The 23,228-nt window shown below is 44.9% G+C and carries 19 protein-coding genes; 6 read left to right on the top strand and 13 right to left on the bottom strand.

Features of this window, described 5'->3' with window-relative positions; all coding sequences use genetic code 11:
* Nucleotides 1-108: 108 nt before the first annotated feature.
* From AC27IJ_RS01740 to AC27IJ_RS01725, 4 genes are all read left to right on the top strand, one after another.
* Entirely contained in the window at nucleotides 109-1,371 is a 1,263-nt protein-coding gene (locus tag AC27IJ_RS01740; RefSeq protein WP_312446062.1) for a Y-family DNA polymerase, read from the top strand.
* A 9-nt stretch (nucleotides 1,372-1,380) separates the two neighbouring features.
* Entirely contained in the window at nucleotides 1,381-1,692 is a 312-nt protein-coding gene (locus AC27IJ_RS01735) for a hypothetical protein (RefSeq protein ID WP_312446060.1), read from the top strand.
* A 661-nt stretch (nucleotides 1,693-2,353) separates the two neighbouring features.
* Complete coding sequence (gene ygiD, locus AC27IJ_RS01730) at nucleotides 2,354-3,121, top strand: 4,5-DOPA-extradiol-dioxygenase (RefSeq protein WP_312446059.1); 768 nt, start codon at nucleotides 2,354-2,356, stop codon at nucleotides 3,119-3,121.
* A 199-nt stretch (nucleotides 3,122-3,320) separates the two neighbouring features.
* Complete coding sequence (locus AC27IJ_RS01725) at nucleotides 3,321-3,617, top strand: hypothetical protein (RefSeq protein WP_312504223.1); 297 nt, start codon at nucleotides 3,321-3,323, stop codon at nucleotides 3,615-3,617.
* A gap of 291 nt (nucleotides 3,618-3,908) precedes the next feature.
* Here AC27IJ_RS01725 and AC27IJ_RS01720 read toward each other — a convergent pair whose 3' ends face one another.
* Entirely contained in the window at nucleotides 3,909-5,096 is a 1,188-nt protein-coding gene (locus AC27IJ_RS01720; protein WP_312504222.1) for an iron-containing alcohol dehydrogenase, read from the bottom strand.
* Between the two features lie 305 nt (nucleotides 5,097-5,401).
* Here AC27IJ_RS01720 and AC27IJ_RS01715 point away from each other — a divergent pair, with 305 nt between their 5' ends.
* Entirely contained in the window at nucleotides 5,402-6,568 is a 1,167-nt protein-coding gene (locus AC27IJ_RS01715; RefSeq protein WP_312446055.1) for a M23 family metallopeptidase, read from the top strand.
* Nucleotides 6,569-6,653: 85 nt separating this feature from the next.
* Here AC27IJ_RS01715 and aguA read toward each other — a convergent pair whose 3' ends face one another.
* The 4 genes from aguA to arcC are packed head-to-tail and all read right to left on the bottom strand — an operon-like array spanning nucleotide 6,654 to nucleotide 11,153.
* Entirely contained in the window at nucleotides 6,654-7,754 is a 1,101-nt protein-coding gene (aguA, locus tag AC27IJ_RS01710) for an agmatine deiminase (protein ID WP_312446053.1), read from the bottom strand.
* Between the two features lie 19 nt (nucleotides 7,755-7,773).
* Nucleotides 7,774-9,135: an APC family permease gene (locus tag AC27IJ_RS01705; RefSeq protein WP_312446050.1), complete on the bottom strand. Its 1,362-nt coding sequence runs from the start codon at nucleotides 9,133-9,135 to the stop codon at nucleotides 7,774-7,776.
* Nucleotides 9,136-9,145: 10 nt separating this feature from the next.
* Nucleotides 9,146-10,174: a putrescine carbamoyltransferase gene (ptcA, locus tag AC27IJ_RS01700; RefSeq protein ID WP_312446049.1), complete on the bottom strand. Its 1,029-nt coding sequence runs from the start codon at nucleotides 10,172-10,174 to the stop codon at nucleotides 9,146-9,148.
* A gap of 34 nt (nucleotides 10,175-10,208) precedes the next feature.
* Complete coding sequence (gene arcC, locus AC27IJ_RS01695) at nucleotides 10,209-11,153, bottom strand: carbamate kinase (RefSeq protein WP_487147287.1); 945 nt, start codon at nucleotides 11,151-11,153, stop codon at nucleotides 10,209-10,211.
* Nucleotides 11,154-11,429: 276 nt separating this feature from the next.
* Here arcC and AC27IJ_RS01690 point away from each other — a divergent pair, with 276 nt between their 5' ends.
* On the top strand, nucleotides 11,430-12,446 hold the full coding sequence (locus AC27IJ_RS01690; RefSeq protein WP_313256654.1) for a helix-turn-helix domain-containing protein: 1,017 nt from the start codon (nucleotides 11,430-11,432) through the stop codon (nucleotides 12,444-12,446).
* A 27-nt stretch (nucleotides 12,447-12,473) separates the two neighbouring features.
* On the opposite strand, the gene AC27IJ_RS01685 is transcribed toward AC27IJ_RS01690, so the two are convergent.
* The 8 genes from AC27IJ_RS01685 to AC27IJ_RS01650 all read right to left on the bottom strand — a co-directional run bounded on the left by AC27IJ_RS01685 (nucleotide 12,474) and on the right by AC27IJ_RS01650 (nucleotide 23,225).
* Nucleotides 12,474-13,712 carry a DUF1015 domain-containing protein gene (locus tag AC27IJ_RS01685; RefSeq protein WP_487147286.1) on the bottom strand — a complete coding sequence of 413 codons (1,239 nt, stop codon included), beginning with the start codon at nucleotides 13,710-13,712 and terminating at the stop codon, nucleotides 12,474-12,476.
* A 203-nt stretch (nucleotides 13,713-13,915) separates the two neighbouring features.
* On the bottom strand, nucleotides 13,916-15,079 hold the full coding sequence (locus AC27IJ_RS01680; protein WP_312446041.1) for a phosphoglycerate dehydrogenase: 1,164 nt from the start codon (nucleotides 15,077-15,079) through the stop codon (nucleotides 13,916-13,918).
* 25 nt (nucleotides 15,080-15,104) lie between these two features.
* Nucleotides 15,105-16,190: a 3-phosphoserine/phosphohydroxythreonine transaminase gene (serC, locus tag AC27IJ_RS01675; protein WP_312446040.1), complete on the bottom strand. Its 1,086-nt coding sequence runs from the start codon at nucleotides 16,188-16,190 to the stop codon at nucleotides 15,105-15,107.
* A 24-nt stretch (nucleotides 16,191-16,214) separates the two neighbouring features.
* The gene (gene ilvB / locus AC27IJ_RS01670; RefSeq protein WP_312446037.1) at nucleotides 16,215-17,894 is read right to left on the bottom strand and encodes a biosynthetic-type acetolactate synthase large subunit; all 1,680 of its coding nucleotides are present in this window, start codon (nucleotides 17,892-17,894) and stop codon (nucleotides 16,215-16,217) included.
* A gap of 17 nt (nucleotides 17,895-17,911) precedes the next feature.
* Complete coding sequence (gene ilvD, locus AC27IJ_RS01665; RefSeq protein WP_312446036.1) at nucleotides 17,912-19,573, bottom strand: dihydroxy-acid dehydratase; 1,662 nt, start codon at nucleotides 19,571-19,573, stop codon at nucleotides 17,912-17,914.
* Nucleotides 19,563-20,678, bottom strand: a complete 1,116-nt coding sequence (gene leuB, locus AC27IJ_RS01660) for a 3-isopropylmalate dehydrogenase (RefSeq protein ID WP_312446034.1) — start codon at nucleotides 20,676-20,678, stop codon at nucleotides 19,563-19,565. The genes ilvD and leuB overlap by 11 nt, the downstream gene beginning before the upstream one ends.
* Before the next feature lie 196 nt (nucleotides 20,679-20,874).
* Nucleotides 20,875-21,744 (bottom strand): hypothetical protein, encoded by an 870-nt coding sequence (locus AC27IJ_RS01655; protein ID WP_487147285.1) that lies wholly within the window; start codon nucleotides 21,742-21,744, stop codon nucleotides 20,875-20,877.
* The gene (locus AC27IJ_RS01650; protein ID WP_312446029.1) at nucleotides 21,741-23,225 is read right to left on the bottom strand and encodes a class I adenylate-forming enzyme family protein; all 1,485 of its coding nucleotides are present in this window, start codon (nucleotides 23,223-23,225) and stop codon (nucleotides 21,741-21,743) included. Before AC27IJ_RS01650 ends, AC27IJ_RS01655 begins: the two co-directional genes overlap by 4 nt.
* Nucleotides 23,226-23,228: the final 3 nt, after the last annotated feature.

Below are 23,228 nucleotides of genomic sequence, written 5' to 3'. Positions count from 1 at the left end.
AACACTAACTTCGATAGTTGTAGAAGTTACTTCTTTATTTTAGGCTTCCCTTTTATTTCCACTATTAATCGAACGTACATTCGATTATAATATACCCGAGGTGATTACATGAATAATGTCATATTTCATATCGATGTAAACTCCGCCTTTTTAAGTTGGGAAGCAGTATATCGGATCCATCATTTGGGGGGAAATTTAGACTTGCGGGATATACCGTCAGCGGTTGGCGGAGATACTACAAAAAGGCATGGTATTATACTTGCCAAAAGTGTGCCGGCAAAGAAGTATCATATAAAAACAGGGGAATCCGTGACTGAGGCACTAAGAAAGTGTCCTGACCTGGTTTTAGTTCCCCCAAACTACAACCTCTACCAGAAATCTTCATCTGCATTTATCCATATTCTGAAACAATATTCTCCCGTTGTGGAGCAGTATTCCATTGATGAGGCGTATATGGATATGACTGGTACTGACTCATTATTTGGAGATCCTTATAAGGCAGCAAATGACATAAGAGAACGTATACACAAAGAACTTGGCTTTACAGTAAACATTGGAATCTCAAACAATAAAGTCCTGGCCAAGATGGCATCAGACTTTAAAAAGCCTGACAAAGTGCATACGCTGTGGTTAAGTGAAATAAAAGAAAAAATGTGGCCATTATCTGTAGCAGAATTATTTTTTGTAGGCAGAGCAACATTTCAAAAATTACGAAGATTGGGAATCAAGACCATTGGAGAATTGGCGCAGACTGATTTATCAATCATCAAAAGTCATTTCGGCAAGTATGGTGAGGTTATATGGTCTTTTGCAAACGGAATAGATGTTTCAGCGGTAGAACCTGCTCCCCCGCCAAATAAAGGCTATGGGAATAGTACAACCACTGCATTTGATTTAGTGGATGCAGGCGCAGCCAAGTTGGTCCTGTTATCATTAGCAGAGACCGTATCTGCCAGATTAAGAGACGACAACGTGAAAATCAGCGTGATCTCCGTGGGAATAAAGGACTATGACTTTGTATATTATGGCCATCAAAAAACCCTTGATACGCCAACAAATATCACTTATGAAATTTATGAAGCCGCTTGCCAAATATTTGATGAGATGTGGAATAAGATACCTATCCGTCATTTAGGAATCCATACGGGCCACGTGACCACAGAGGACAGCCGCCAATTGAATATATTCGATAAAGTTGACTATGAAAAAATGGAGCGGCTGGATAAAGCAGTGGATGAGATCAGAAAGCGTTTCGGAATGGACTCAATTAAAAGAGCAAGCTTTTTAAATGCGAAAGCGGTCGATCACATGAGCGGCGGAATCAGCAGAGAAAAAAGGACCGTGGACTACAGCAAACAAAATATATTGTAGGTGACAGATATGGGAGTATTTGGAATTGGGACTAATGTAAAGGACATTAGCAGCAGAGAACCACAAGGTAAAATGTATCATGTGGCATGCAAGGTATGGTTTACCGCCAGCTGCAGCCCCAGACCTCTGAGTCTTAAGTTTGAAGGGGATGATGGCATGATACAAACAATATCCGGGATAACCATAAAATGTTGGGAAGATAAAAATTATAACGGAATTCCATCGAAAGAATTTCAATGTGATGCAATCATCGGCGGATTAAAAAGAGAATTTAAACTGATCTTTTATATGGAAGCCTGTAAATGGGTTATGATAATATAAAAAGGTGGGACCGGAATCCCGGATACCCACCTGAAATTTTGCTCTGATAGTCCCGGATTCTGCAGTTCCCTGCTATCCTATGGAGTGATTCTTACCACCACCAGTTACATCTATTATTACAGAATCCAAAGTTATTACAGAAGTTGCATCTGCAATTTCTTCGGCAGCATCTGTTAAAACAACACATATATTTCCCTCCTTTCAGACAATGATATATTATACTTTATGGAAAGAACAGACAAGATGTGAAAATCAGATCCCCAGGGGCAATACTGCCTTAAAGATTTCCCGGATCCTGGATACCATTATGATCCGTCTTTACCAGTTACTTCTTTGCATTCCATTTTTTATATATTACAATTGTGTTACATAAGTGTTACAATAAAGTTGTTTCAAGAAAGCAAAACGAAAAATAATAAGGAGGTTACGTATCATGTTTTTTGACTTCAGCTCATGTAACTTAAGCGATTTATTAGATTTAATTTCTCAGTTCTGCAAATAATTTTTTAAAAAAGGTTCAACCCTCACGGCTGAACCTTTTTTGTAGGCAAATCCAGTTTAATTATACATGGAGCACTTCCCCATATTTAATGGATTTTTTTCTAAAATATTGATATAATCAGCATAGAGTTATTCACATTACCTTTAAGGAGGTAACTATATGCAAAAAATGCCGGTATTATTTATTGGACATGGATCACCCATGAACGCAATTGAGGAAAACCAGTATTCTTCCCAATGGGAGAAGCTTCCTGCGCGGATTCCCAGGCCTCAGGCCATCCTTTCCGTTTCAGCCCATTGGTTTACGTCAGGTACCAGGGTTACGGATTCCCCTGCTCCGAAAATGATTTATGACATGTATGGCTTTCCTGACGAGCTGTACCAGGTTACATACAGTGCACCTGGTTCACCACATTTTGCTGCGCTGACAAAAGAGCTGCTCAAGGACAGTGTTTCGTTTGATAATACCTGGGGCCTGGATCATGGCTCCTGGTCTGTCTTGCGGCGGATCTATCCTCATGCCGATATCCCCGTATTTCAACTTAGTGTGGACAGATTAGCACCCGCCAAAATCCATTTTGAAATCGGACGTAAGCTCCGTGCCCTTCGCCATCAGGGTGTACTGATTTTGGGTAGCGGAAATATCGTCCATAACCTTTCCAGAGTAAACTGGGATATGAATGGGGGATACCATTGGGCAGAGGAATTTGACGATTATATCAAAAGCAATATCCTGAAGGGAAACTTTGAAAATGTTATTCACTATGAACAGGCCGGTGCATCTTCTACTTTTGCATTTTCCGCATTGGATCATTTTGCTCCGCTGCTGTATGTTTTGGGAGCATCTGACGAGAGTGACCATGCCACCGTCTTCAATGATTCCTGTGTACTTGGCGCTCTTTCCATGACCAGCTACCTATTTGAATAACATTGCAAATCTTTCCGGACATTGTAAGAGCTGCTGCACCACAGGCGATAAGCCAGCGGGGCAGCAGCTCCTTCTGTTAAAGCGAAAATCAAACTTCTGGCATCCCTTCATTCTTCAAAGTAATTTTCCAAAAGTGACTCACGCTCGTCCCCGGAGCCGCATATGATATAACAATAGAAAAGGCAAAGGAGTTTCTTATATGTGCTGCCCATGCAATTTTACCCCCTACCGCGATGTAAACTGCAAGGACCTGGCAATCTTCTTTGAAGCCACCAGGGAATTACGGGGCGCAACCTACAAGCCTTACCTGGTAGCCATTCAGGAAGCCCGGGGAATCAACTTCCGCTTTATCTGCAATTCCTTCATTATGACCCGCCCGCCGCAAAATGCCATAACCATGGTATCCATTTTCAAACCCTTTTGCAAAGAAGGAGAGAAAGAGGAAGCAAGGGCGGTTGTAACGAATATATGCAAAATGGGATGCTATAAAGGTTAGTGAAGGTCCGCAGAAAATATCAGGATGCTATATCCCCTTTACCTCGCTGCAGAACAGAAAGGTAAGGTGATTTTATGATATATATAATACCACATTTAAAAAATCGCAAAAATACAAGCTATAAAACCAAACCCAAGATCGGAGGTTGGATGTTATCCTGCCCCGATTTTCTTTCATTGGAGACGGCCTGCCTGATCATCAATCAAAGCAGGCCGCTTTTATGTGGCCATAAATAAGGAGCCTGGCAGAAGCTAGATAGCAGCCGCCCGAGGCAGCAGTTTACGCAAAGCCCTAAAACGCCAGCCGGTACACATCAATCATCTCCGGTTTCCCCAGTGACCGGATTCCGGGCAAGGTTCTGGTTCCGTAAAAGGAGCATTTATCCGCCAGAATTTCTAAATCCGTTTCCTTTATTCCCGCATTCAGTCCTCTTAAGCTGACAGGCATTCCAAGGCTCCTAAAAAATTCTTCCAATCTGTTGATCCCATTAAGAGCTGTTTTTAAAGGTTCTTCAAAGTTCATTTCCACATTCATCACCCGGACAGCCAGCTGGGCAAACCTCATAGGATCGTATTCACATACATATCTGGCCCAGGAACAGAACAGGGCAGACAAACCGGCGCCATGGGCAATGACCGGATACATCCCGGACAGCTCGTGCTCCAGTTGGTGAACCTGCATCATAAATTCCCTTCCCAGACCGGTTAGTTCATTATGGGAAAGGCTGCCCGCCCACATAAGAGTGGCACGTGCCTCATAATCCTTAAGATTCTTATCCGCCACGGTTCCCGCTTCCATAACGGAGGTTAAAAGCCCTTCTGCGATCCGGTCTGTCAAAGGTGTATCCTTTGTCGTTCCTCCCAGATACCGCTCCAGGGTGTGCATCATGATGTCCACAGTTCCGCAGCCGGTCTGAAATTTGTTAACCGTAAAGGTCAGCTCCGGATTGCAGATGGCAAACAGAGGACGATGGGTCGGACTGTTGAATCCCCGCTTCAAGTCCCCGTCTTCATTTGTGATGACGCAGGATAGGCTTGTCTCACTTCCTGAAGCGGACAGGGTAAGAATGTTTCCGTGGGGAAGGGCTTTTGCCGGAACTTCTTCTTTTAAAAAGAATTTCCATGGATCAATTTCCGGATTAGGCGCTCCGTCAGCAATGCACTTGGCTGAATCAATGACACTTCCGCCTCCCACTGCCAGAATGAACTCCACATTTTCCCTTCTGCATAATTCCATGCCTTCTTTTACCAGTGATAAAACTGGATTTGGCTGTACTCCTCCAAAAAGAACATATTCTATTCCATGCTCCCTTAAGGATTCTTCCACCAGTCCAAGCAAACCGCTTTCCTTTACGCTGCCGCCTCCATAATGAATCATGATCTTATGGAATCCATATTCAGAAATAATGGCTCCTGCCTTTTTATGGGTATCACGGCCGAATATCACCCTTGTAGGTACACAATACTCGAAATTATTCATTCCTAGCCTCACTTTCCGCTGCGGTTTAAGTCTTCATGTTCCGCATCATTTTTATTCTTAATGAAAATTATACCACGAACACTTATTTTTTCCAATATAGACTCTCCCCACCTGTTTCCCTTCATATTTTTTAATGCCTTTGCATATCTTATATAGGAAAGCCTTAGTAATCTGCTTTCCTTTTTCATATGTAAGAAGTTTGATTAACCTGGCGGCTCATCGAACGGCTGATCTGCTGTATTCAGACCGGGCCTGGCTTGCCCTTATTAAGTAAATCATGCCATGGAATGACAAGGAGAACGCTTATGAACCTATTCAAAAAAGATATCAGACTTTCCCATGTATCCAGACACCATATCATTATTTACATAGAAGTCATCATTCTGACATTTCTTCTGGTCTCCTTGTTTTTCATATCCCCAGGCGGGAAGCTATCATTTCCGGTGGTCAATCAGGACAGAAACGCCAGTCCCTCAGAAGCAAAAAAATACATAAAATGGGTGGATTTTGATGTGACCGCAAGGGCCATGCAGGAAGCCTTCCGGTATGATGTCAACACCTGTCAATCCGAACCCCATTTAAACTGGGTGGATCTGCTTGCTTATCTTGGCGCCAAGTATGGAGGAGATTTTTCCAGGTATTCCACCAAAGACTTGGATTCGCTGGCAGAACAGCTTCTTTCCGGCAAGACCATGGAAGAACTGACTGCAAAAATGAGCCATTATGCTTATTACCGAGAAGCCTATGGAGCTGTGCTGGATGGCCTTGTAGGCCAGTATGACATTCAGATTCCCTCCCAAAACGCTCCCCTTTACGCCACTCCTGCCCTTCTTCCCGACGGCAGCTTAGATCCGGATAAGGTCTGGGTAAAAAAGTATGGGCTGAAAGGCTTTTCTCCTATTGCTAAGGGTTTCCCCTACAATGATTTTGACGATTTTGGGGTTGCACGCTCTTATGGCTACAGACGGCAGCATCTGGGGCATGATATGATGGGGCAGGTGGGGACTCCCGTAATTGCAGTGGAAAGCGGCTATGTGGAGGCCATCGGATGGAACCAGTACGGTGGATGGCGTTTAGGAATCCGCAGCTTTGATGGCAAACGGTATTATTATTACGCCCATTTAAGAAAGAATTATCCTTATCATAAATCCTTAAGCCAGGGCAGCATCGTTACGGCGGGAGATGTGATCGGTTATCTGGGCCGTACCGGATACAGCCGGAATGAAAATACCAATAATATCAATGAACCTCATCTCCACTTTGGACTTCAGCTCATCTTTGATGAGTCTCAGAAGGAAGGGAACAACGAGATCTGGGTGAGCTGCTATGAACTGACCAAATTCCTTACCATGAACCGTTCCGAGACTTTTAAAAACCAGGAGACAAAGGAGTATAACCGGGTTTATGATATGACAGATCCCGGGATCCCTGATAATTTCATTCCACCGGAACCTCCTAAGGAAGAAAATTAACTCTTAAATAAGTACGGGGGCTGTTGCGGCAAGTGCAACAGCCCCCGTACAATGCATACATTCGAGGAGATATGTGTGATACGCTTTATTTTACTTTTGGCTGCTGCTGGGTAATGCAGTGGATATTTCCGCCGCCAAATGCAACCTCTTCGGTACGTACCCCAACTACTTTGCGGTCCGGGTACATCACCTGGATCTGCCTTAAGGCCAATGCATCGTTTTCATCGCCATACTGGGGAACGATCACTCCCCCGTTTACTACAAGGAAATTCATATAGGAAGCGATGGAAACCTCGCCGTCCTCTCTTGGAAGAGTTCCTTCTACCATATCAATGGCTTCTGAGCCGTGAAGCAGAACCGGCTTCTTGGTCAGGCAAAGCTTATGTACCTTTAATTTACGGCCCTTTGCGTCTACTGCTTCAGATAAGGTCTTATAAGCTTCCTGAGCTTCTCTATAGAAAGGATTCTCTTCATCCTCAGTCCAGATGCAGGCAACCTCTCCTGGTCCTACATACTGGGCAACATCGTCAACATGTCCATTGGTTTCGTTAGGATCAATGCCATCCTTAATCCAGATTACTTTTTGGCAGTTCAAGTATTCATCCAGCATCTTCTCGATTTCTTCCTTTGTCATATGAGGATTTCTTCCCTCACTTAACAGGCACATTTCTGTTGTAATAATGGTTCCTTCTCCATCTACATGGAAGGAACCGCCTTCCAGAACAAAGCCTTCGGTACGATAGGAATCGATTCCTTCGTTTTCACATACCTTATGGGCCACAAGATCATCCTGATCCCATGGGAAGTAAAGTCCGTCTACCAGACCGCCCCATGCATTAAAGGTCCAGTCGCAGCCTCTGATGCCGCCTTTATCATTGATGACAAAGGTAGGTCCGCAGTCACGGATCCAGGAATCATTGCTTGTCATTTCAACCACCCGGATTTCAGACGGAAGATGAGCGCGGCAGTTCTGAAATTGCGCCGGGGATACACAAACGGTAACCGGCTCAAACTGAAGGATCGCTTTAGCAACCTCAGTAAATACAGCCTGTGCAGGCTTTGCGCCGTTTCTCCAGTTATCCGGCCTTTCCGGCCATAACATCCAAATCTGTTCCTGCTCTTCAAATTCTGCAGGCATACGGTATCCGTCCTGCTTTGGAGTTGTGTTCTCAATTCTCTTTGCCATAATTTATCCCTTCTCTTTCTTATTTATCTCTTTTTCTGTTTACAATCAGCTCGCCAAGTATGAGGAATACTACCGCACCGATGGTGATCGGCAGGACTCCTGCCAGGGTGTCCGGATCAAAGCTTAAAGGAACTGCGGTGAAGATCAGCGCCACGATGATCAGTGTCATTGGGACGAATGCCAAAACCCTTAAGAAAGCGTTGTTTCCCGGAACCTTAAAGGGCCGTTCTGTATCCGGGTCTATCTTTCTGAGCTTTAAGAAGGCCGGAAATACAGGAATATAGGAAAGCAAAAACATAACCAGATTCAGTGCGAAGAAGCACCAGAACAGATCCTGATTAGGTATTAAGGGCGCGATGATTAAAACCGTGCTGGCTACCAGTCCATTCATAATGGCAGCGCCAGTGGGCATATCATTCTTTTTGCTTCTTATCTTAAATACCGCCGGCATATCCCCGTTCTCTGCCGAATAAGCCGCTACATTGTTTACTCCCAGTGACCAGGAAACCATATTTCCAAAAAGCGTAAGCAGGAAACCAATGGCAACCACTGTGACAATGATTCCTCTGGTGCTGCCGGTCAAAAGCTGGACACTTGCAACCAATCCGGTACTGGTACTGATCTGGTCGGCCGGAATCGCAACACCGATTCCGAATGCCATAAAGATATAGATAGCAGCAATGACAATACCTCCTGCAACAATGGCCTGAGGAATCTGCTTCTTGGGATTCTCCATATCATCCGCAAAGGTACAAACAACTTCAAATCCAAGACAGTTAAATAAAATAACTGATATGTAGGATAAGCTGTTTAAATCAAAGCTTGGAATCAATGAAGCTAAGGTGTATTCATTGGCAACTCCATGAGTCACCGCACCATAGATACCAAGGCAGCCCAGGATTACAGCTATGAGTATTTTAATTACTGCCGCCCCGTTTAAGATCCAGGCACTGTCACAAATCGAATGAAAGCTGATAAAAACAATGATCCATACAAAGGCAAGCTCTATGATCAAGGACGGGAAAAATCCCAGTTGTCCTCCGGTCAAAAGATTAATAACTTCGGGGAACATAAGCGCCAAAGAAGCCATCCAAAGCGGAAAGTTGATCCAGTAATACCAGGACACCCTTCCTCCCCATTTTTTACCAAAGGCTTTTGACACCCAGTCATATAATCCACCGTCACCCTCATAGGTTGTCCCCAGTTCTGAGGAGATCAAGCCATATGGCAGCAAAAATGCTATTAAGAGGAAAATCCACCAGAAATACTGGGAATTACCAATCGCCGCCACCGGACTTGCTGCTTCTGCCACAAATACAACGCATATTACAGTCATTATGGCATCAATTAACCGAAACTTCTTCTTTGGCGCGTCTGACATAATTCTCCCCCTATCTGATATTTCTATCATCCATGAATTTCTCTAACTGTTCCTTTGCTGCTGCGATCTGAAGCTCGCTTGGAGCCTGATCTCTCTGATACTGTGTAAAGTAAACAAGCAGACCTCTCATTGCTGTTAAGCGGTTTCCTGCCTCTAAGAATGCAATGGAGCTATCGCTGTCAATGACTTCATCGGTCACGTCTTCTCCTCTGGTAGCAGGCAGACAGTGCATGAATTTGCATCCGATATTTCCAAGAGACATTAAATCTCTGTTTACCTGGTAATCCTTGAATGTAGCAACGCGCTCTTCCTTTGGTGTCTCGTTTTCATACAGTCCATACCATACGTCTGTATAAATGAAATCTGCACCCTTTACGCTGTCACGGTTATCGGTTACTTCCCATGTACCGCCGGAGATCCTGCAGTTTTCTTCCATGATCTTTTTGTGCTCTTCTAAAAGCTGATTGTTCTTTGGTCCGTAATGAACGAAATGCATGCCAAGCTTTGTGGTGATAAATCCGAGAGAAGCGCATACCTGTGTTCCGTCGCCTACGAAAACAACCTTGCAGTCTTCCAGCTTTCTGCCTCTTGGAAGATGCTCTACGATTGTACAAAGATCGCCGATTTCCTGGGTTGGATGATTGTAATCACTCATACCGTTTAATACCGGGATCGTGCATGCTTTGGCTAACTCTACCACTGTGTTGTGTTCAACCACTCTGGTCATTACCACATCGATCATCTGGGAAAGCACTCTTCCTGTGTCGCCGATGGTTTCATGTCCGCCAAGCTGGATCATGCCAGGTCCTAAGTACTGGGCATGTCCGCCAAGCTGTTCCATCGCTGTTTCAAAGGAAACACGGGTTCTTGTTGAAGACTGCTGGAAAATCATTCCCAGTGTTTTTCCTTTTAACAGAGGAGGATTATAGCCTGCCTTGATACTTCTTTTAATTGCCAGAGACAGTTCAATGATGTCTAACAACTGCTCCTTGGTGAAATCGTTGGTGTCAATAAAATGTGTAATTCCGTTTGCTTTCATGGCAAAGTCTCCTTATATAAATTTTTATTGTTAATTAGTTAAATGTGAATATAGTGCCTGTCTTTCCGTCCAACGCTTCAACCGCATTGTCAAGAGAGGTGATGATCGCCCGTTTTGACGGATTGGATCTTACAAACTTCATAGCTGCCTGAACCTTTGGAAGCATGCTTCCCGGAGCAAACTGCCCTTCCTCACAATACCGGTTTGCTTCCATAAGGCTAAGATGGTCCAGATTCTTCTGATCCGGTTTCTTGTAATTGACTGCCACCTTTTCCACTTCCGTTAAAATCACCAGTATATCTGCCTCCACTTCTTCTGCCAGGAGTTCTGCTGCAAAATCCTTATCAATCACTGCTGCTGTTCCATGGAGAGCTCCGGTTGGATCTTCAATGACCGGAATTCCGCCTCCTCCGCAGGTTATGACAATTGCCTTTGGCCATAACTCTTTTACCGCCTCAATCTCCACAATCTTTTTAGGAATAGGAGACGCGACCACTCTGCGGTATCCCCGGCCGGCATCTTCTTTCATAACGTATCCCTTTTCCTCTTCCAGAGCGTGAGCCTCTTCTTTGGAATAGAAAGGTCCGATGGGTTTGGTCGGATTGTGAAAAGCCGGATCGTGTTCGTCTACAATCATCTGGGTAGCGATGGTGACAACAGGAAAGTTCTGATTCCTCTTATTGAGCGCATATTTCAGACCCTGCTGCAAATGATATCCGATATAACCCTGGGACATTGCCCCGCACACATCAAATGGCATAGGCGGTGTTACATCTTTTGCAGTTTCAGAGGCAAGCAAAATTCTGCCCACCTGAGGTCCGTTCCCATGTACAATGGCCATCTCATAGCCACGCTCATTTAATTCTGCTATATACTCACAAGTCTTATGAACGACTTCAAGCTGTGCCTGAGCAGTTGCTTCTCCCTTTCCTGACTGCAGCGCATTTCCGCCTAAAGCAAGGACTATTTTCTCTGCCATCAGTAAAACCTCCTTTTGTGATTTTTGTTCTGCCGTGATTTGCTTTTTGCTGCGTCGTCACAAGATGAAAATAACAGTTCTCACTCCGGTTGAGAATGCAACCAGAGGGTAGATATTTATAACACTTTTAACTCTAATCCACATAAACTTCTCTAAACTTTTGTGCATTGTGCACCAAAAAATAGGCTTCTCGTGAAATTTTGGAGTTGAAAAAACTTTTTTATTTGCTATACTGATGATGGACAGCATGCGGACGAACAACAATCAGGAGGAATTATGGAAAAAGGTATCGTATTCATTTACAATCTGGTTCTGATCATGGTATACTCAGGTATCTTTTGGATGTCTTTCTCTCTCTTTTTTAATGGGAAAGAAAAGATCCTGTTATGGATAGGGATTATATTCGGGGCAGTTTTAATGGATGATATTGTGATTTTTGCGTCAGAAATGTTTGGGAATTTTGCAGAAAATTATAATAGGCTTTTTATGATCGTTCCGACCCATAAGACAATGATCTACCTGATCCTTTCACTGGGCTACTTAACCATTTTCAAACGGTTGTTAAATAAAGCAATCAATTGGCGTGATTATATGATTTTAGTAATTTACGTGACTTTCATGCTGTTCATACCGATCATGGAAAACAGTGCCTGGAAGATATGGCTCTATTTCCTCCCAAGCCAGCTTTATAACGCCTATATTGGAACAGAATGCCTGGGGATAATAAAAAAGAACCCTGAGGAATATCAGGATCCTTTCTTTATATGGTGTAAAAGGCTTTTTTATTTTACGGTCATCATGAATATCTCCATCATTGCAGAAGATACCATTGTGATTTTTAACTTTGATACTTACTCAAAATATTATATTAATATGAATAACAGGAGTTTTAGCTCCGATATCTTATATCTTATTTATGCCATATTTTCTGCCGGGTATCTTATGTACTACTTAAAGATATTATTAAAGAATAATACCATTGTATCAGAGGTAACCAGCCATACCCGGGGAAATCTGCCCTCTGATATAGAAGAAAGTATTTTGTACCGTTTCAGCGAAGCTTTCCATCTTACCGCAAGGGAGAGGGAAATACTGAGAGTTCTTCTAATGGACAAAACCAACCAGGAGATAAGCGATGATTTATACATCTCTCTGGGAACAGCGAAAACGCATGTTCATAATATTTTTCAAAAAATAGAAGTTGTAAAACGCCCTCAGCTTCTGGAGGTTTACGCCACCTACCGCGATGAACAACTTAAAAAAGAACCTGAAAAAGAAACGCCGTCCCCATAGGCTTTTACCTGCCGGGGACGGCGTGTTTTATTTCAGAAGATGGATAAATAAACCGCTGCGGAGCTTTGGCTCGAACCATGTGGATTTAGGGGGCATCAAAAGCCCTGCATCCGCCACGGCAAATAGTTCCTGAATGGAGGTGGGGTACATGGAAAATGCAACCGCCATATCCTGGCTGCACCGTTTTTCCAGCTCCTTAAGACCACGGATCCCTCCGATAAAATCAATTCTCTTGTCCGTTCTTGGATCTCCGATTCCTAAAACAGGACCCAGCAGATTGTCCTGGAGGAGGGATACATCCAGGCCCTTTACCGGATCTGAAGATTTCAGGGAATTTAAAGCCCTCAAGCTATACCATTTCTGGTTTAAGTACATTCCAAAAGACCATTTATTCAAAGGGGCGAAAGCTTCAGTCCCCATACAGGCCACTTCAAAGGACTGCCCTGCTTTTTGAAGAAACTCATCTTCTGAAAGGCCGTTTAGATCCTTAACCACCCGGTTATATGGCATGATCATCAGCTGGTCATGGGGAAACAGCACGGAAAGGAAATAGTTAAAGGGTTCTTCCCCTGTATATTCCGGATTTTCCATGCGCCTCTTAAGCCCTACCTTTACGGCGGAAGCCGCCCTGTGATGTCCATCTGCGATATAGGTAGAGGGGATCGTGCGGAAAGCCTCTTCAATCACGGAAATCCTGTCTTTGTCATGGATCTGCCATACCCTATGGCTGATCCCGTCTTCCGCCATAAAATCATACATGGGCTCTGTACCTGTTACTAAATTCACAATCCCGTTGACCGCTTCATTGGAACGGTAGGCCAGGAAAATTGGGCCGGTCTGGGCATCGGTGGTATCCACATGTCGGATCCGGTCCACTTCCTTTTCTTCCCTTGTGTTTTCGTGCTTTTTAATAACTCCATTTACGTAATCATCAATGGAAGAACAGGCCACGATCCCGGTCTGACGCCTTCCGTCCATCGTCAGTTCATAGATATAATAGGCTTCCAGACAATCCTTCTTAAAAGTCCCGTCCTCTATCCAGTTTTTCAGCATCTCCCCGGCTTTTTCATAAACACGGTCATCATAGGTATCCACATCATCGGAAAACTGGGTTTCCGGTCTGTCAATGTTTAAAAATGACCTTGGGTTGGCTGCTGTCACCTGGCAAGCCTCCTTACGGCTGTACACGTCATAGGGAAGGGCTGCTACCTGATGAGCATACCGTTCATCAGGCCTAACGCACTGAAATGGTTTTACAATCGCCATAATATCTCCTTTATTTGTTTACAGTTCAATCATGCAGAAACATGTATGTAATTTGTGCGTGTGAGCTTGCTCACTAAGTACAAATCACATACATGTTTCTATAGGGCGGACGCCCGGCATGAATCATTTAGCGGCCTCTTCACTTACCTTTAGGATAAAACTTCTATCCGCTAAATGATGAATGGCATGGCTAAACTCCAACTCTATTTAACTACCCTTACCCGGAGTACGCCTTTGATGTCACTTAGTTTCTTTATGCTCTCTTCATCCGGGGCGCTCTCCAGATCAAGGAGGGTATATGCATATTTTTCACGGCTTTTGTTAGTCATATCGGAGATATTCACATCCCCTGCTGCCAGTGTTCCCGTAATCTGCCCGATCATGTTGGGGATATTTAAGTGAAGCACTGCAATACGGCTGACCGCCTTGCACACTCCCATGTCGCAGAAAGGAAAGTTAACGGAATTGCGGATGTTGCCGTTATCAATATAATCCACGATCTCCTCTACCGCCATTTTGGCGCAGTTATCCTCAGATTCCTCGGTAGAAGCGCCTAAGTGGGGGATAACGATGGCTCCCTCCATATGGCTGGACTTTGGATTTGGGAAATCGGTCACATATTTCTTTACCTTGCCGGATTTAAGGGCCTCTGCCATATCATCCTCATTCACCAGAACATCTCTTGAAAAGTTCAGGATTACAACGCCGTCCTTCATGTGGTCAAGGACAGCCTTATCCACCATTCCTTTTGTAGAATCAATTAAGGGCAGGTGAAGGGTTATGTAATCGCACTCCTGGTAAATGGTATCCGCGGAGGTAATGTGCTTGATGTTTCTGGACAGCTTCCATGCTGCGTTTATGGAAATAAAGGGATCGTACCCATAGACCTCCATCCCTAAGGAAGAGCAGGCATTTGCCACTTCCGAACCAATGGCTCCAAGGCCGATGACGCCCAGCTTCTTTCCCTTGATCTCACATCCTGCAAAGTCTTTTTTGGCTATTTCCGCAGATTTTGCAATGTTCTCATCATTCTTATTATCTTTACACCAGCGGATGCCTCCTTCAATATCCCTGGAAGCCAGCATAAGGCCAGCGATGACCAGTTCCTTGACTCCGTTTGCATTGGCTCCAGGGGTGTTGAACACCACGACCCCTTTTGCGGCACACTCATCCAGAGGGATATTATTGACTCCCGCCCCGGCTCTTGCAATGGCTAAAAGACCTTCCGGAAGTTCAAGCTCATGCATGGAAGCGCTTCGGACAAGGACGCCCTCCGCTTCTTTTATGTCATCTGTTAATGTATAATCTTCTGTCAGCAATGCGGTTCCGCAGCTGGAAACCGCATTGAGGCAATGAATTTTCCTCATTATGTCTCCTCTCCCGACCGTATGGTCATTTCCCATGCTTTGCTTCAAAATCCTTCATAAAGGAAACCAGCTTCTCCACACCTTCTAATGGCATGGCATTGTAGATGCTGGCCCGCATACCGCCCACGCTTCTGTGGCCTTTTAAGTTTTCAAAACCTGCCGCTTTTGACTCCTTAACAAACAGTGCATCCAGTTCCTCATTTCCGGTCACAAACGGAACATTCATCAGAGAACGGTCCTTCTTTACTACGGTACCGGTAAACATCTGGCTCTGGTCCAGGTAATCATAAAGGATGGCTGCCTTCTTTTCATTTAATTCTTTCATGGCCTCTAAGCCGCCCCGCTTCTTTAACCACTGAAATACCTTTCCGCAGATATAGATTCCATAAGCCGGCGGTGTATTATAAAGAGATTTCTCATCGGCATGAGTCTTATATCGGAGCATGGTAGGCGTTCCCGGAAGCACATCCTCTGTGATCAAGTCTTCCCGGATGATGGCGATGACCACGCCTGCAGGCCCTACGTTCTTCTGGGCGCCTGCAAAAATCAGGCCATATTTTGAAATGTCAACAGGTTCCGATAAGAAACAGGAGGAGAGATCAGCAACAAGTGTTTTTCCTTTTGTATTTGGCAATGTTTTGAACTTTGTACCGTAGATCGTGTTATTTTCACAGATATAAACGTAATCCGCATCATCGGAAATCGGCAGATCCGAAACATCCGGGATATAACTGAAGGTCTTGTCGGCGCTTGACGCAACCGCATTGGCCGTACCGAAAAGCTTCGCTTCCTGGTATGCCTTCTTTGCCCACTGACCTGTAATGATGTAATCTCCCACGCGGTTCTTGAATAAGTTCATGGGAACCATAGCAAACTGCTGGGAGGCTCCGCCCTGTAAAAACAACACCTTGTAATTGTCCGGAATCTTCAATAAATCCCTCAAATCCGCTTCTGCATCACCGATGATGGACTCGAACATCTTAGACCTGTGGCTCATCTCCATGACTGACATACCACAACCTTTGTAATCCATCATCTCTTGTGCGGCTTCTCTCAGGACTTCTTCCGGCAGCACAGCAGGTCCTGCGGAAAAATTGTACACTCTGCTCATAATCTTCCTCCTCATACTTTTGTCTTAAATCTTTAAGTCTTCTGCGTCAAACGCATCCTGGATGGGCGCTCCCGGGGATACCATCGGGAATACCTTGTCATCACAATGAATCTGACAATCTATAACAACAGGAACGTTTAACTCTATAGCTTCTCTGAGGACAGACTCAAATTCGTCCTTACTGGTCACCCGGTAAGCCTTGGCTCCCAATCCCTCTGCCACCTTTACAAAATCCACCTGATCATTAAGTACTGTATGTGAATACCGTTTTCCATAGAACAGGGTCTGCCACTGGCGGACCATGCCCAGTACATGATTGTTTAAAACTACCTGGATGATGGGGATATTGTAGCGGGTGGCTGTGGCGATCTCATTCATGTTCATACGGAAGCAGCCGTCTCCTGCTACATTAATGACCACCTTATCCTTACAGCCCAGCTTTGCTCCCAGAGAAGCCCCTAAGCCGTAGCCCATGGTTCCAAGACCGCCGGAGGAGAGGAAGCTTCTGGGGTATTTATACTGGTAGAACTGGGCAGCCCACATCTGATGCTGGCCTACCTCTGTTGTAATGATGGCATCTCCCTGAGTGATCTCATAGATCTTTTCAATGATATAAGGACCGGTCAGTATGCTTTTATCAAAGCGCATAGGATACATATCCTTCAACCGGTCAATGTGAGCTAGCCATTCTTCATGGTTGATGGGATCTAAACGGGCATTCAGCTTTTTTAAGATGACTTTTACATCACCCACAACGCTGGCAAAGGTCTTGACATTTTTATTGATCTCCGCCGGATCCACATCAAACTGAAGGATCTTCGCCTTCCTGGCAAACTTGGCGGCATTTCCTGTCACCCGGTCGCTGAAACGGGCGCCCACTACGATCAATAAGTCACATTCAGTAATTCCAAAATTAGAGGTCTTGGTTCCGTGCATTCCTACCATTCCGGTGTACAATTCATCGGTTCCGTTAAAGGCTCCTTTTCCCATAAGACTGTCTGCCACCGGGGCCTGGATCTTGTGGGCAAAGGAAGAAAGTTCTTCCGAGGCATTGGCTGCAACCGCACCTCCGCCTACGAAAATATACGGCTTCTGGGATTTCCGGATCAGCTGCAGTGCTGTCTCTAAATCCTCCTCGGTTATGGTATCCTCCTGCCTTTTAATAGGTTCCGGAGTCTGAGATTCATATTCAAAGGTACCGGCGGTCACATCCTTTGTGATGTCCACCAGCACAGGACCCGGTCTTCCGGTCTGCGCGATCTGGAATGCCCGGCGGATGGTATCCGCCAGCTTTGTTATATCTTTAACGATAAAGTTGTATTTTGTGATGGGCATGGTCACACCGGCAATATCTATCTCCTGGAAGCTATCCCGTCCAAGGAGGTTCATCGCCACGTTGCACGTAATTGCCACCATTGGGATGGAATCCATGAAGGCGGTTGCAATTCCGGTTACCAGGTTGGTTGCTCCAGGTCCTGAAGTAGCCAGGCAGACGCCCGTCTTGCCTGTGGCTCTTGCATATCCATCCGCCGCATGGGCTGCCCCCTGTTCATGGGAGGTCAGGATATGGGTTATCTCATCCTGATGCTTATAAAGGGCATCGTATATATTCAGGATCGTACCGCCCGGATAACCAAAAACAGTATCCACTCCCTGCTCTTTCAGGCATTCAATTACAATCTCTGCTCCTGTCAATGTTTTCATAGGCTGCTCCTTATCTTTTATATTTCAAGAATCGCTCCCCGGCTTGCCGGGGCTGCCATGGCCGCATAGCGGGCCAGGTATCCTGTGGTCACCTGAGGTTTCCTTGGCTGCCAGCTGGCCTTTCTTCTGGCCATTTCGACCTCAGATACCTTTACGTCTAACCGGTGGTTATCAATGTCAATGGAAATGATGTCTCCCTCTTCCACCAGGGCAATGGGGCCTCCCACTGCTGCTTCCGGACATGCATGCCCGATGGAGGCGCCTCTGGAAGCGCCGCTGAAGCGGCCGTCGGTAATGAGGGCCACCGTGGAACCAAGTCCCATGCCTGCAATGGCTGAGGTGGGATTTAACATCTCCCTCATGCCTGGGCCACCCTTGGGGCCTTCATAGCGGATAACAACCACGTCTCCTGCCACGATCTTTCCGTCCTTGATGGCTGCTATGGCATCCTCCTCACAGTCAAACACTCTTGCCGGGCCTTCATGCTTTAACATCTCAGGCGCCACTGCGGAGCGCTTAACCACTGCAGAATCAGGAGCCAGATTTCCCTTTAATATGGCTATGCCGCCGGTCTGGCTGTAGGGATCTTCCACAGGCCGGATCACTTCATGGTTCTTATTTATACAATTCTTTATATTTTCTCCAACCGTTTTTCCGGTTACAGTCATACACTCTAATTCCAGAAGTCCCAGCTTGCTGACCTCGTTCATAACAGCATAAATGCCGCCTGCTTCATTTAAATCTTCCATATAAGTGGGTCCTGCCGGAGCCAGATGGCAAAGGTTCGGAGTCTTTGCACTGATCTCATTTGCGATTTCCAGATTTAAATCCAATCCTGCCTCGTGGGCAATGGCCGGAAGATGAAGCATGCTGTTGGTGCTGCAGCCCAGAGCCATATCCATGGTCAGGGCATTGCGGAAAGCTTTTTCCGTCATGATGTCACGGGGACAGATATTCTTCTTAAGCATCTCCATAACCGCCATTCCCGCATGCTTTGCCAGCTTAAGGCGTTCCGAATAAACCGCCGGAATGGTTCCGTTGCCTTTAAGGCCCATTCCCAGGACCTCGGTAAGACAGTTCATACTGTTGGCCGTATACATGCCAGAGCAGGAGCCACAGGTAGGGCATGCATTTTGCTCGTATTCCCTCACATCCTCTTCTGTCATGTTTCCTGCGGTATAAGCTCCCACCGCCTCAAACATGCTGGAAAGGCTGGTTTTATGGCCGTGCACACGCCCTGCTAACATTGGTCCGCCACTGACGAACACTGTGGGTATGTTAATGCGGGCTGCTGCCATTAAGAGTCCAGGAACATTCTTATCACAGTTGGGTACCATGACCAGGGCGTCAAAGGCATGGGCTCTGGCAAGGCATTCTGTGGAATCTGCAACCAAGTCCCTGGTAACCAGGGAGTATTTCATGCCAATGTGTCCCATGGCAATTCCATCACATACCGCAATGGCCGGAACCATCACCGGTGTACCGCCTGCCATGGCGACTCCCATTTTAACGGCATCCACTATTTTGTCCAGGTTCATATGGCCTGGTACGATTTCATTATAAGAACTGACAATACCGATCAGAGGTCTTTCCATCTCTTCCTCTGTCATTCCCAGCGCGTGAAACAGGGAACGGTGAGGCGCCTGCTGCATACCTTTTTTTACTGAATCACTTTTCATGTGCTGCACACTCCTTTTCTTTTCCAATCCGTTCCGCAATTAAATCTCCCATCTCTGCGGTTGAGACTTTTTTACACATTTCCGAATAAATGTCTGCCGTCCGGTATCCTTCCTTCAACACCTGTTCCACTGCTGCCTCCACTGCTGCCGCTTCCCTGTCCAGATCAAAGGAATAGCGAAGCATCATAGCGGCGGAAAGAACCGTTGCGATGGGATTTGCAATATTTTTACCCGCAATATCCGGGGCAGAGCCATGACTTGGTTCATACATTCCAAACTTGCTTTCATTCATGCTGGCCGAGGAAAGCATTCCAATGGAGCCTGTTATCATGCTGGCTTCATCGGATAAGATATCGCCGAACATATTTTCCGTCAGGATCACATCAAACTGTCCAGGGTTCATGACAAGCTGCATGGCACAGTTATCCACCAGCATATGGGTTAACGTCACCTCCGGATAATCCTTTGCCACCTCTTCCACCACGTTTCTCCAAAGTCTGGAGGAATCCAGCACATTTGCCTTATCCACGCTGGTCACTTTTTTCCGGCGTTTCATGGCAATATCAAAAGCCTTAACGGCGATTCTTCTTATCTCATTTTCATTATAGGTTAGGGTATCCACGGCAGTCATAACGCCATCCACCTCTTTGGTATACCGCTCCCCGAAATACAGGCCTCCTGTCAGCTCTCTCATAATGACCATGTCAAACCCGTCTCCGATGATCTCCCTTTTTAAAGGGCAGGCATCAGACAGTTCTTTATACAGATAGGCAGGGCGGATATTGGCAAATAAATTAAGACCCTTACGGATGGCCAGCAGTCCCGCTTCAGGTCTCAGATTCGGTGCCACATCGTACCATCTTGAATTTCCTACATCTCCGCCAACTGCCCCAAGGAGAACGGAATCACTGTTTTTCGCTGTTTCAAGGGCTTCATCTGTTAAGGGAACGCCATATGCATCAATGGAAATACCGCCCATTAATACTTCTGTATACTGGAACTCATGACCGTATACACTTCCCACTTTATCAAGGACCTTTCTCGCCTCTCCAATGATTTCAGGCCCGATCCCGTCGCCGGGAATCACTGCAATGTTGTAATTCATCTCTACCTCTCCCTCTATGACACTGTACTATGCTAATATATTTCTTCTCATAATAGAACATTTATCGGGATTTTTCAACTAAAATAAAATAATTTTCGGGAAAAGAATATATGAGATTGGAATTGATACTATAAATTTAGGTTATAAGTAAAAAAATGGGAACCAATAATCTGGTTCCCTCTGACTGATTTTCTTTCTAATTTTCTTCTGGGCTCAATGCCTCAATTTTCCGGGCAATGTCCATTTCTTCTTTGATCAGCTCCTGGAAATGCCCGCATACTTCCCCGATGATTTCCCGGTTGTTCTGCCTGAAAGAAGCCTTATATAACCCATGTTTCACTGCCGTCCACTTTAAGAAATATTCCTTATGGAAATACCCGCCATATTTATCACTGGACAATGGAATGTTCTGAAGATAATGAAGATAAAGATACCGGTTGTTAATCAAAGCATCTATGTACTTTGCAAGCAGTTCCCCATTTTTCTGTTTTCCATTCGCACATTCCCCGATTTGTTCAAGGAGATTTTCCTGTGTTATCTGATGAGTGCGCAGAATTTCCTGTGCCTCCCGCCGGATTCCTATATTATACTGTTTTTCTGCAATCTTATGAATCCGGCAAATATCAGAGGCGTGGGAAATCATATCTTCATCTGTTATCTCCATATCCTTTTTATCATACGTAGGATCAAAACAGGAAAAAAACCCTTTTTCCTCCTTCCGGGCAATAAAATAATGGAAACTGTGTAATGTATGATAATAAGGAACCCACGGAATGAAAAATGCATCCATCTCAACTACATTCCATTGTCCAACGGTAAGACAGGATATATTTTTCTCCATTTCCTGTTTGGAACAGCAATTCAAAAATTTCAGGCTTACTCCCAAGGCTTCCAGATTCACAGGCATTCTTCTGGATAAATATAAATGATGGATCTGGTCATACGTAAAGTCTGTTTCCGACCATAAGTCAGCTAAAGCATTCCGGTAATCCACACCTATGAGAACAGCAGCATTTATCATGCTGCTGGTATAGCAGTTTAATCCCTGAAAATAAATCAGATTCATAGCTGCTCCCCTCTTCTCCTTTCATTTTTTCCAGATGCAGTTTTTCTGATTGCATCAACTATTTGTATTTTTCGAGGCTGTTTAAATCCTGACAAATGGACTTTGCAGTAAGCCCTGATTTCTTCCTTGATTTTTTCCTGGCAGACTAGTGGATCGGCTGGAACGATATCTGCGCATACGGCTTCAATTCCTAAAGTATCCGTTTCTCCATAAACAACGCAGTCATTTACAAGCAGACTGTTTAAGATACAGGCCTCCACTTCTTCCGGATATACGTTGAATCCTCTGACAATAATCACATTTTTCTTACGCCCGCAGATATACAAATAGCCGTCCTCATCCAGATAGCCAAGATCACCCGTATACAAATAGCCGTTTTTCAATACCTTCTTTGTTTCCTCTTCATTTCTGTAATATCCCGACATCACGTTAGGTCCCTTTACAAGGATTTCTCCATTGGTATGAGGAATATCCGTGATCCCCCCGTCAGCTTCTATGGATATTTTAACTCCTTTTATTGCCTTTCCTACGGAGTCCAGTTTCTCTAAACTGATTTTCGAGCATTTTGTAATTAACGGAGCAGCTTCTGTCATCCCGTAGCCTTGCCAAAGCTGGATTCCCGGATAGGCAGTTAAAAGTTTTTTCAATGTGGCACCGGAAACTTTGCTTCCTCCGAATCCGAAATATTTTAATAAATGAATATCATAAGGAACAGGCCTGCCTGCTGTCTGTTCCATCAAAAGAGGAACCGCTGCCCCACCCTCATAGTGGGTCACCCTGCTGTCCTGAGCCGTTTTATAAAAAGAATCCAAAGTAAAGTCTTCTTTAAGGAGAACCATGGGAAACGCTTTCATTAGACAGGCACATAGGATCATCAATCCGTATGCAGAAGAAAACGGAGCTGCAAGGATGTACCTGATATCCTTCTCATCCATGTCCTCAAAACACATTTTATCTATATATCCCAAAACGGAAGTTTCAACATTCCTCTCTGAAAGAGGTACAATTTTTACCCTGCCTGTAGAGCCAGATGTTGTTAACAGGATTATTGGTTCATCTGGTCCTGGGCTGCTTTCGAAAAGAATAGGCATAGATTCTTTAAGCAGGCATTCCTCAACGTAAATCACCCGTAAATCAGGAACTTCCATGGATTTTATCTCATCAAAAAACTGTTGGAATCTCATGGAAGTAATGATAATATCTGTGTCTGTCTGGTCCAGCAGAGGAATTACTTCGTGTTTTGTCAGACGGACACTTATAGGAAATGCTGTTTTCCCCAACAGGAATATCCCGAAAAGAGCAGCAATATAATCAATCCCATCCGGTAAAAATATTGCGGCATTTTCCCAATGGTTTCTGGGCAGGCAGACCTGAATTGCCACGGCTTTTTTAATTAGATCTTGAAACGTAATACTTGTTTCCCCGTCAATAATCGCTTGTTTTTGCAGGTTTGTTTGATTTATGAGCAAATCTCTAATCATTTT

It is taken from the genome of Lacrimispora sp. YZC11 (assembly GCF_057543815.1).
Note: the sequence above shows the minus strand (reverse complement) of the source record. Positions and strands in the feature narration are given on the sequence as shown.

Excerpts from the sequence above, each read along its gene's own strand:
- AC27IJ_RS01690 (WP_313256654.1), top strand. The coding sequence starts at position 11,430 with ATGGAAAAAGGTATCGTATTCATTTACAATCTGGTTCTGATCATGGTA.
- AC27IJ_RS01650 (WP_312446029.1), bottom strand. The coding sequence starts at position 23,225 with ATGATTAGAGATTTGCTCATAAATCAAACAAACCTGCAAAAACAAGCG.
- serC (WP_312446040.1), bottom strand. The coding sequence starts at position 16,190 with ATGAGCAGAGTGTACAATTTTTCCGCAGGACCTGCTGTGCTGCCGGAA.
- leuB (WP_312446034.1), bottom strand. The coding sequence starts at position 20,678 with ATGAATTACAACATTGCAGTGATTCCCGGCGACGGGATCGGGCCTGAA.
- arcC (WP_487147287.1), bottom strand. The coding sequence starts at position 11,153 with ATGGCAGAGAAAATAGTCCTTGCTTTAGGCGGAAATGCGCTGCAGTCA.
- ilvD (WP_312446036.1), bottom strand. The coding sequence starts at position 19,573 with ATGAAAAGTGATTCAGTAAAAAAAGGTATGCAGCAGGCGCCTCACCGT.
- AC27IJ_RS01680 (WP_312446041.1), bottom strand. The coding sequence starts at position 15,079 with ATGAGGAAAATTCATTGCCTCAATGCGGTTTCCAGCTGCGGAACCGCA.
- AC27IJ_RS01685 (WP_487147286.1), bottom strand. The coding sequence starts at position 13,712 with ATGGCGATTGTAAAACCATTTCAGTGCGTTAGGCCTGATGAACGGTAT.
- AC27IJ_RS01705 (WP_312446050.1), bottom strand. The coding sequence starts at position 9,135 with ATGTCAGACGCGCCAAAGAAGAAGTTTCGGTTAATTGATGCCATAATG.
- ilvB (WP_312446037.1), bottom strand. The coding sequence starts at position 17,894 with ATGAAAACATTGACAGGAGCAGAGATTGTAATTGAATGCCTGAAAGAG.
- AC27IJ_RS01715 (WP_312446055.1), top strand. The coding sequence starts at position 5,402 with ATGAACCTATTCAAAAAAGATATCAGACTTTCCCATGTATCCAGACAC.
- AC27IJ_RS01735 (WP_312446060.1), top strand. The coding sequence starts at position 1,381 with ATGGGAGTATTTGGAATTGGGACTAATGTAAAGGACATTAGCAGCAGA.
- AC27IJ_RS01725 (WP_312504223.1), top strand. The coding sequence starts at position 3,321 with ATGTGCTGCCCATGCAATTTTACCCCCTACCGCGATGTAAACTGCAAG.
- AC27IJ_RS01740 (WP_312446062.1), top strand. The coding sequence starts at position 109 with ATGAATAATGTCATATTTCATATCGATGTAAACTCCGCCTTTTTAAGT.
- AC27IJ_RS01655 (WP_487147285.1), bottom strand. The coding sequence starts at position 21,744 with ATGAATCTGATTTATTTTCAGGGATTAAACTGCTATACCAGCAGCATG.
- ptcA (WP_312446049.1), bottom strand. The coding sequence starts at position 10,174 with ATGAAAGCAAACGGAATTACACATTTTATTGACACCAACGATTTCACC.
- ygiD (WP_312446059.1), top strand. The coding sequence starts at position 2,354 with ATGCAAAAAATGCCGGTATTATTTATTGGACATGGATCACCCATGAAC.
- AC27IJ_RS01720 (WP_312504222.1), bottom strand. The coding sequence starts at position 5,096 with ATGAATAATTTCGAGTATTGTGTACCTACAAGGGTGATATTCGGCCGT.
- aguA (WP_312446053.1), bottom strand. The coding sequence starts at position 7,754 with ATGGCAAAGAGAATTGAGAACACAACTCCAAAGCAGGACGGATACCGT.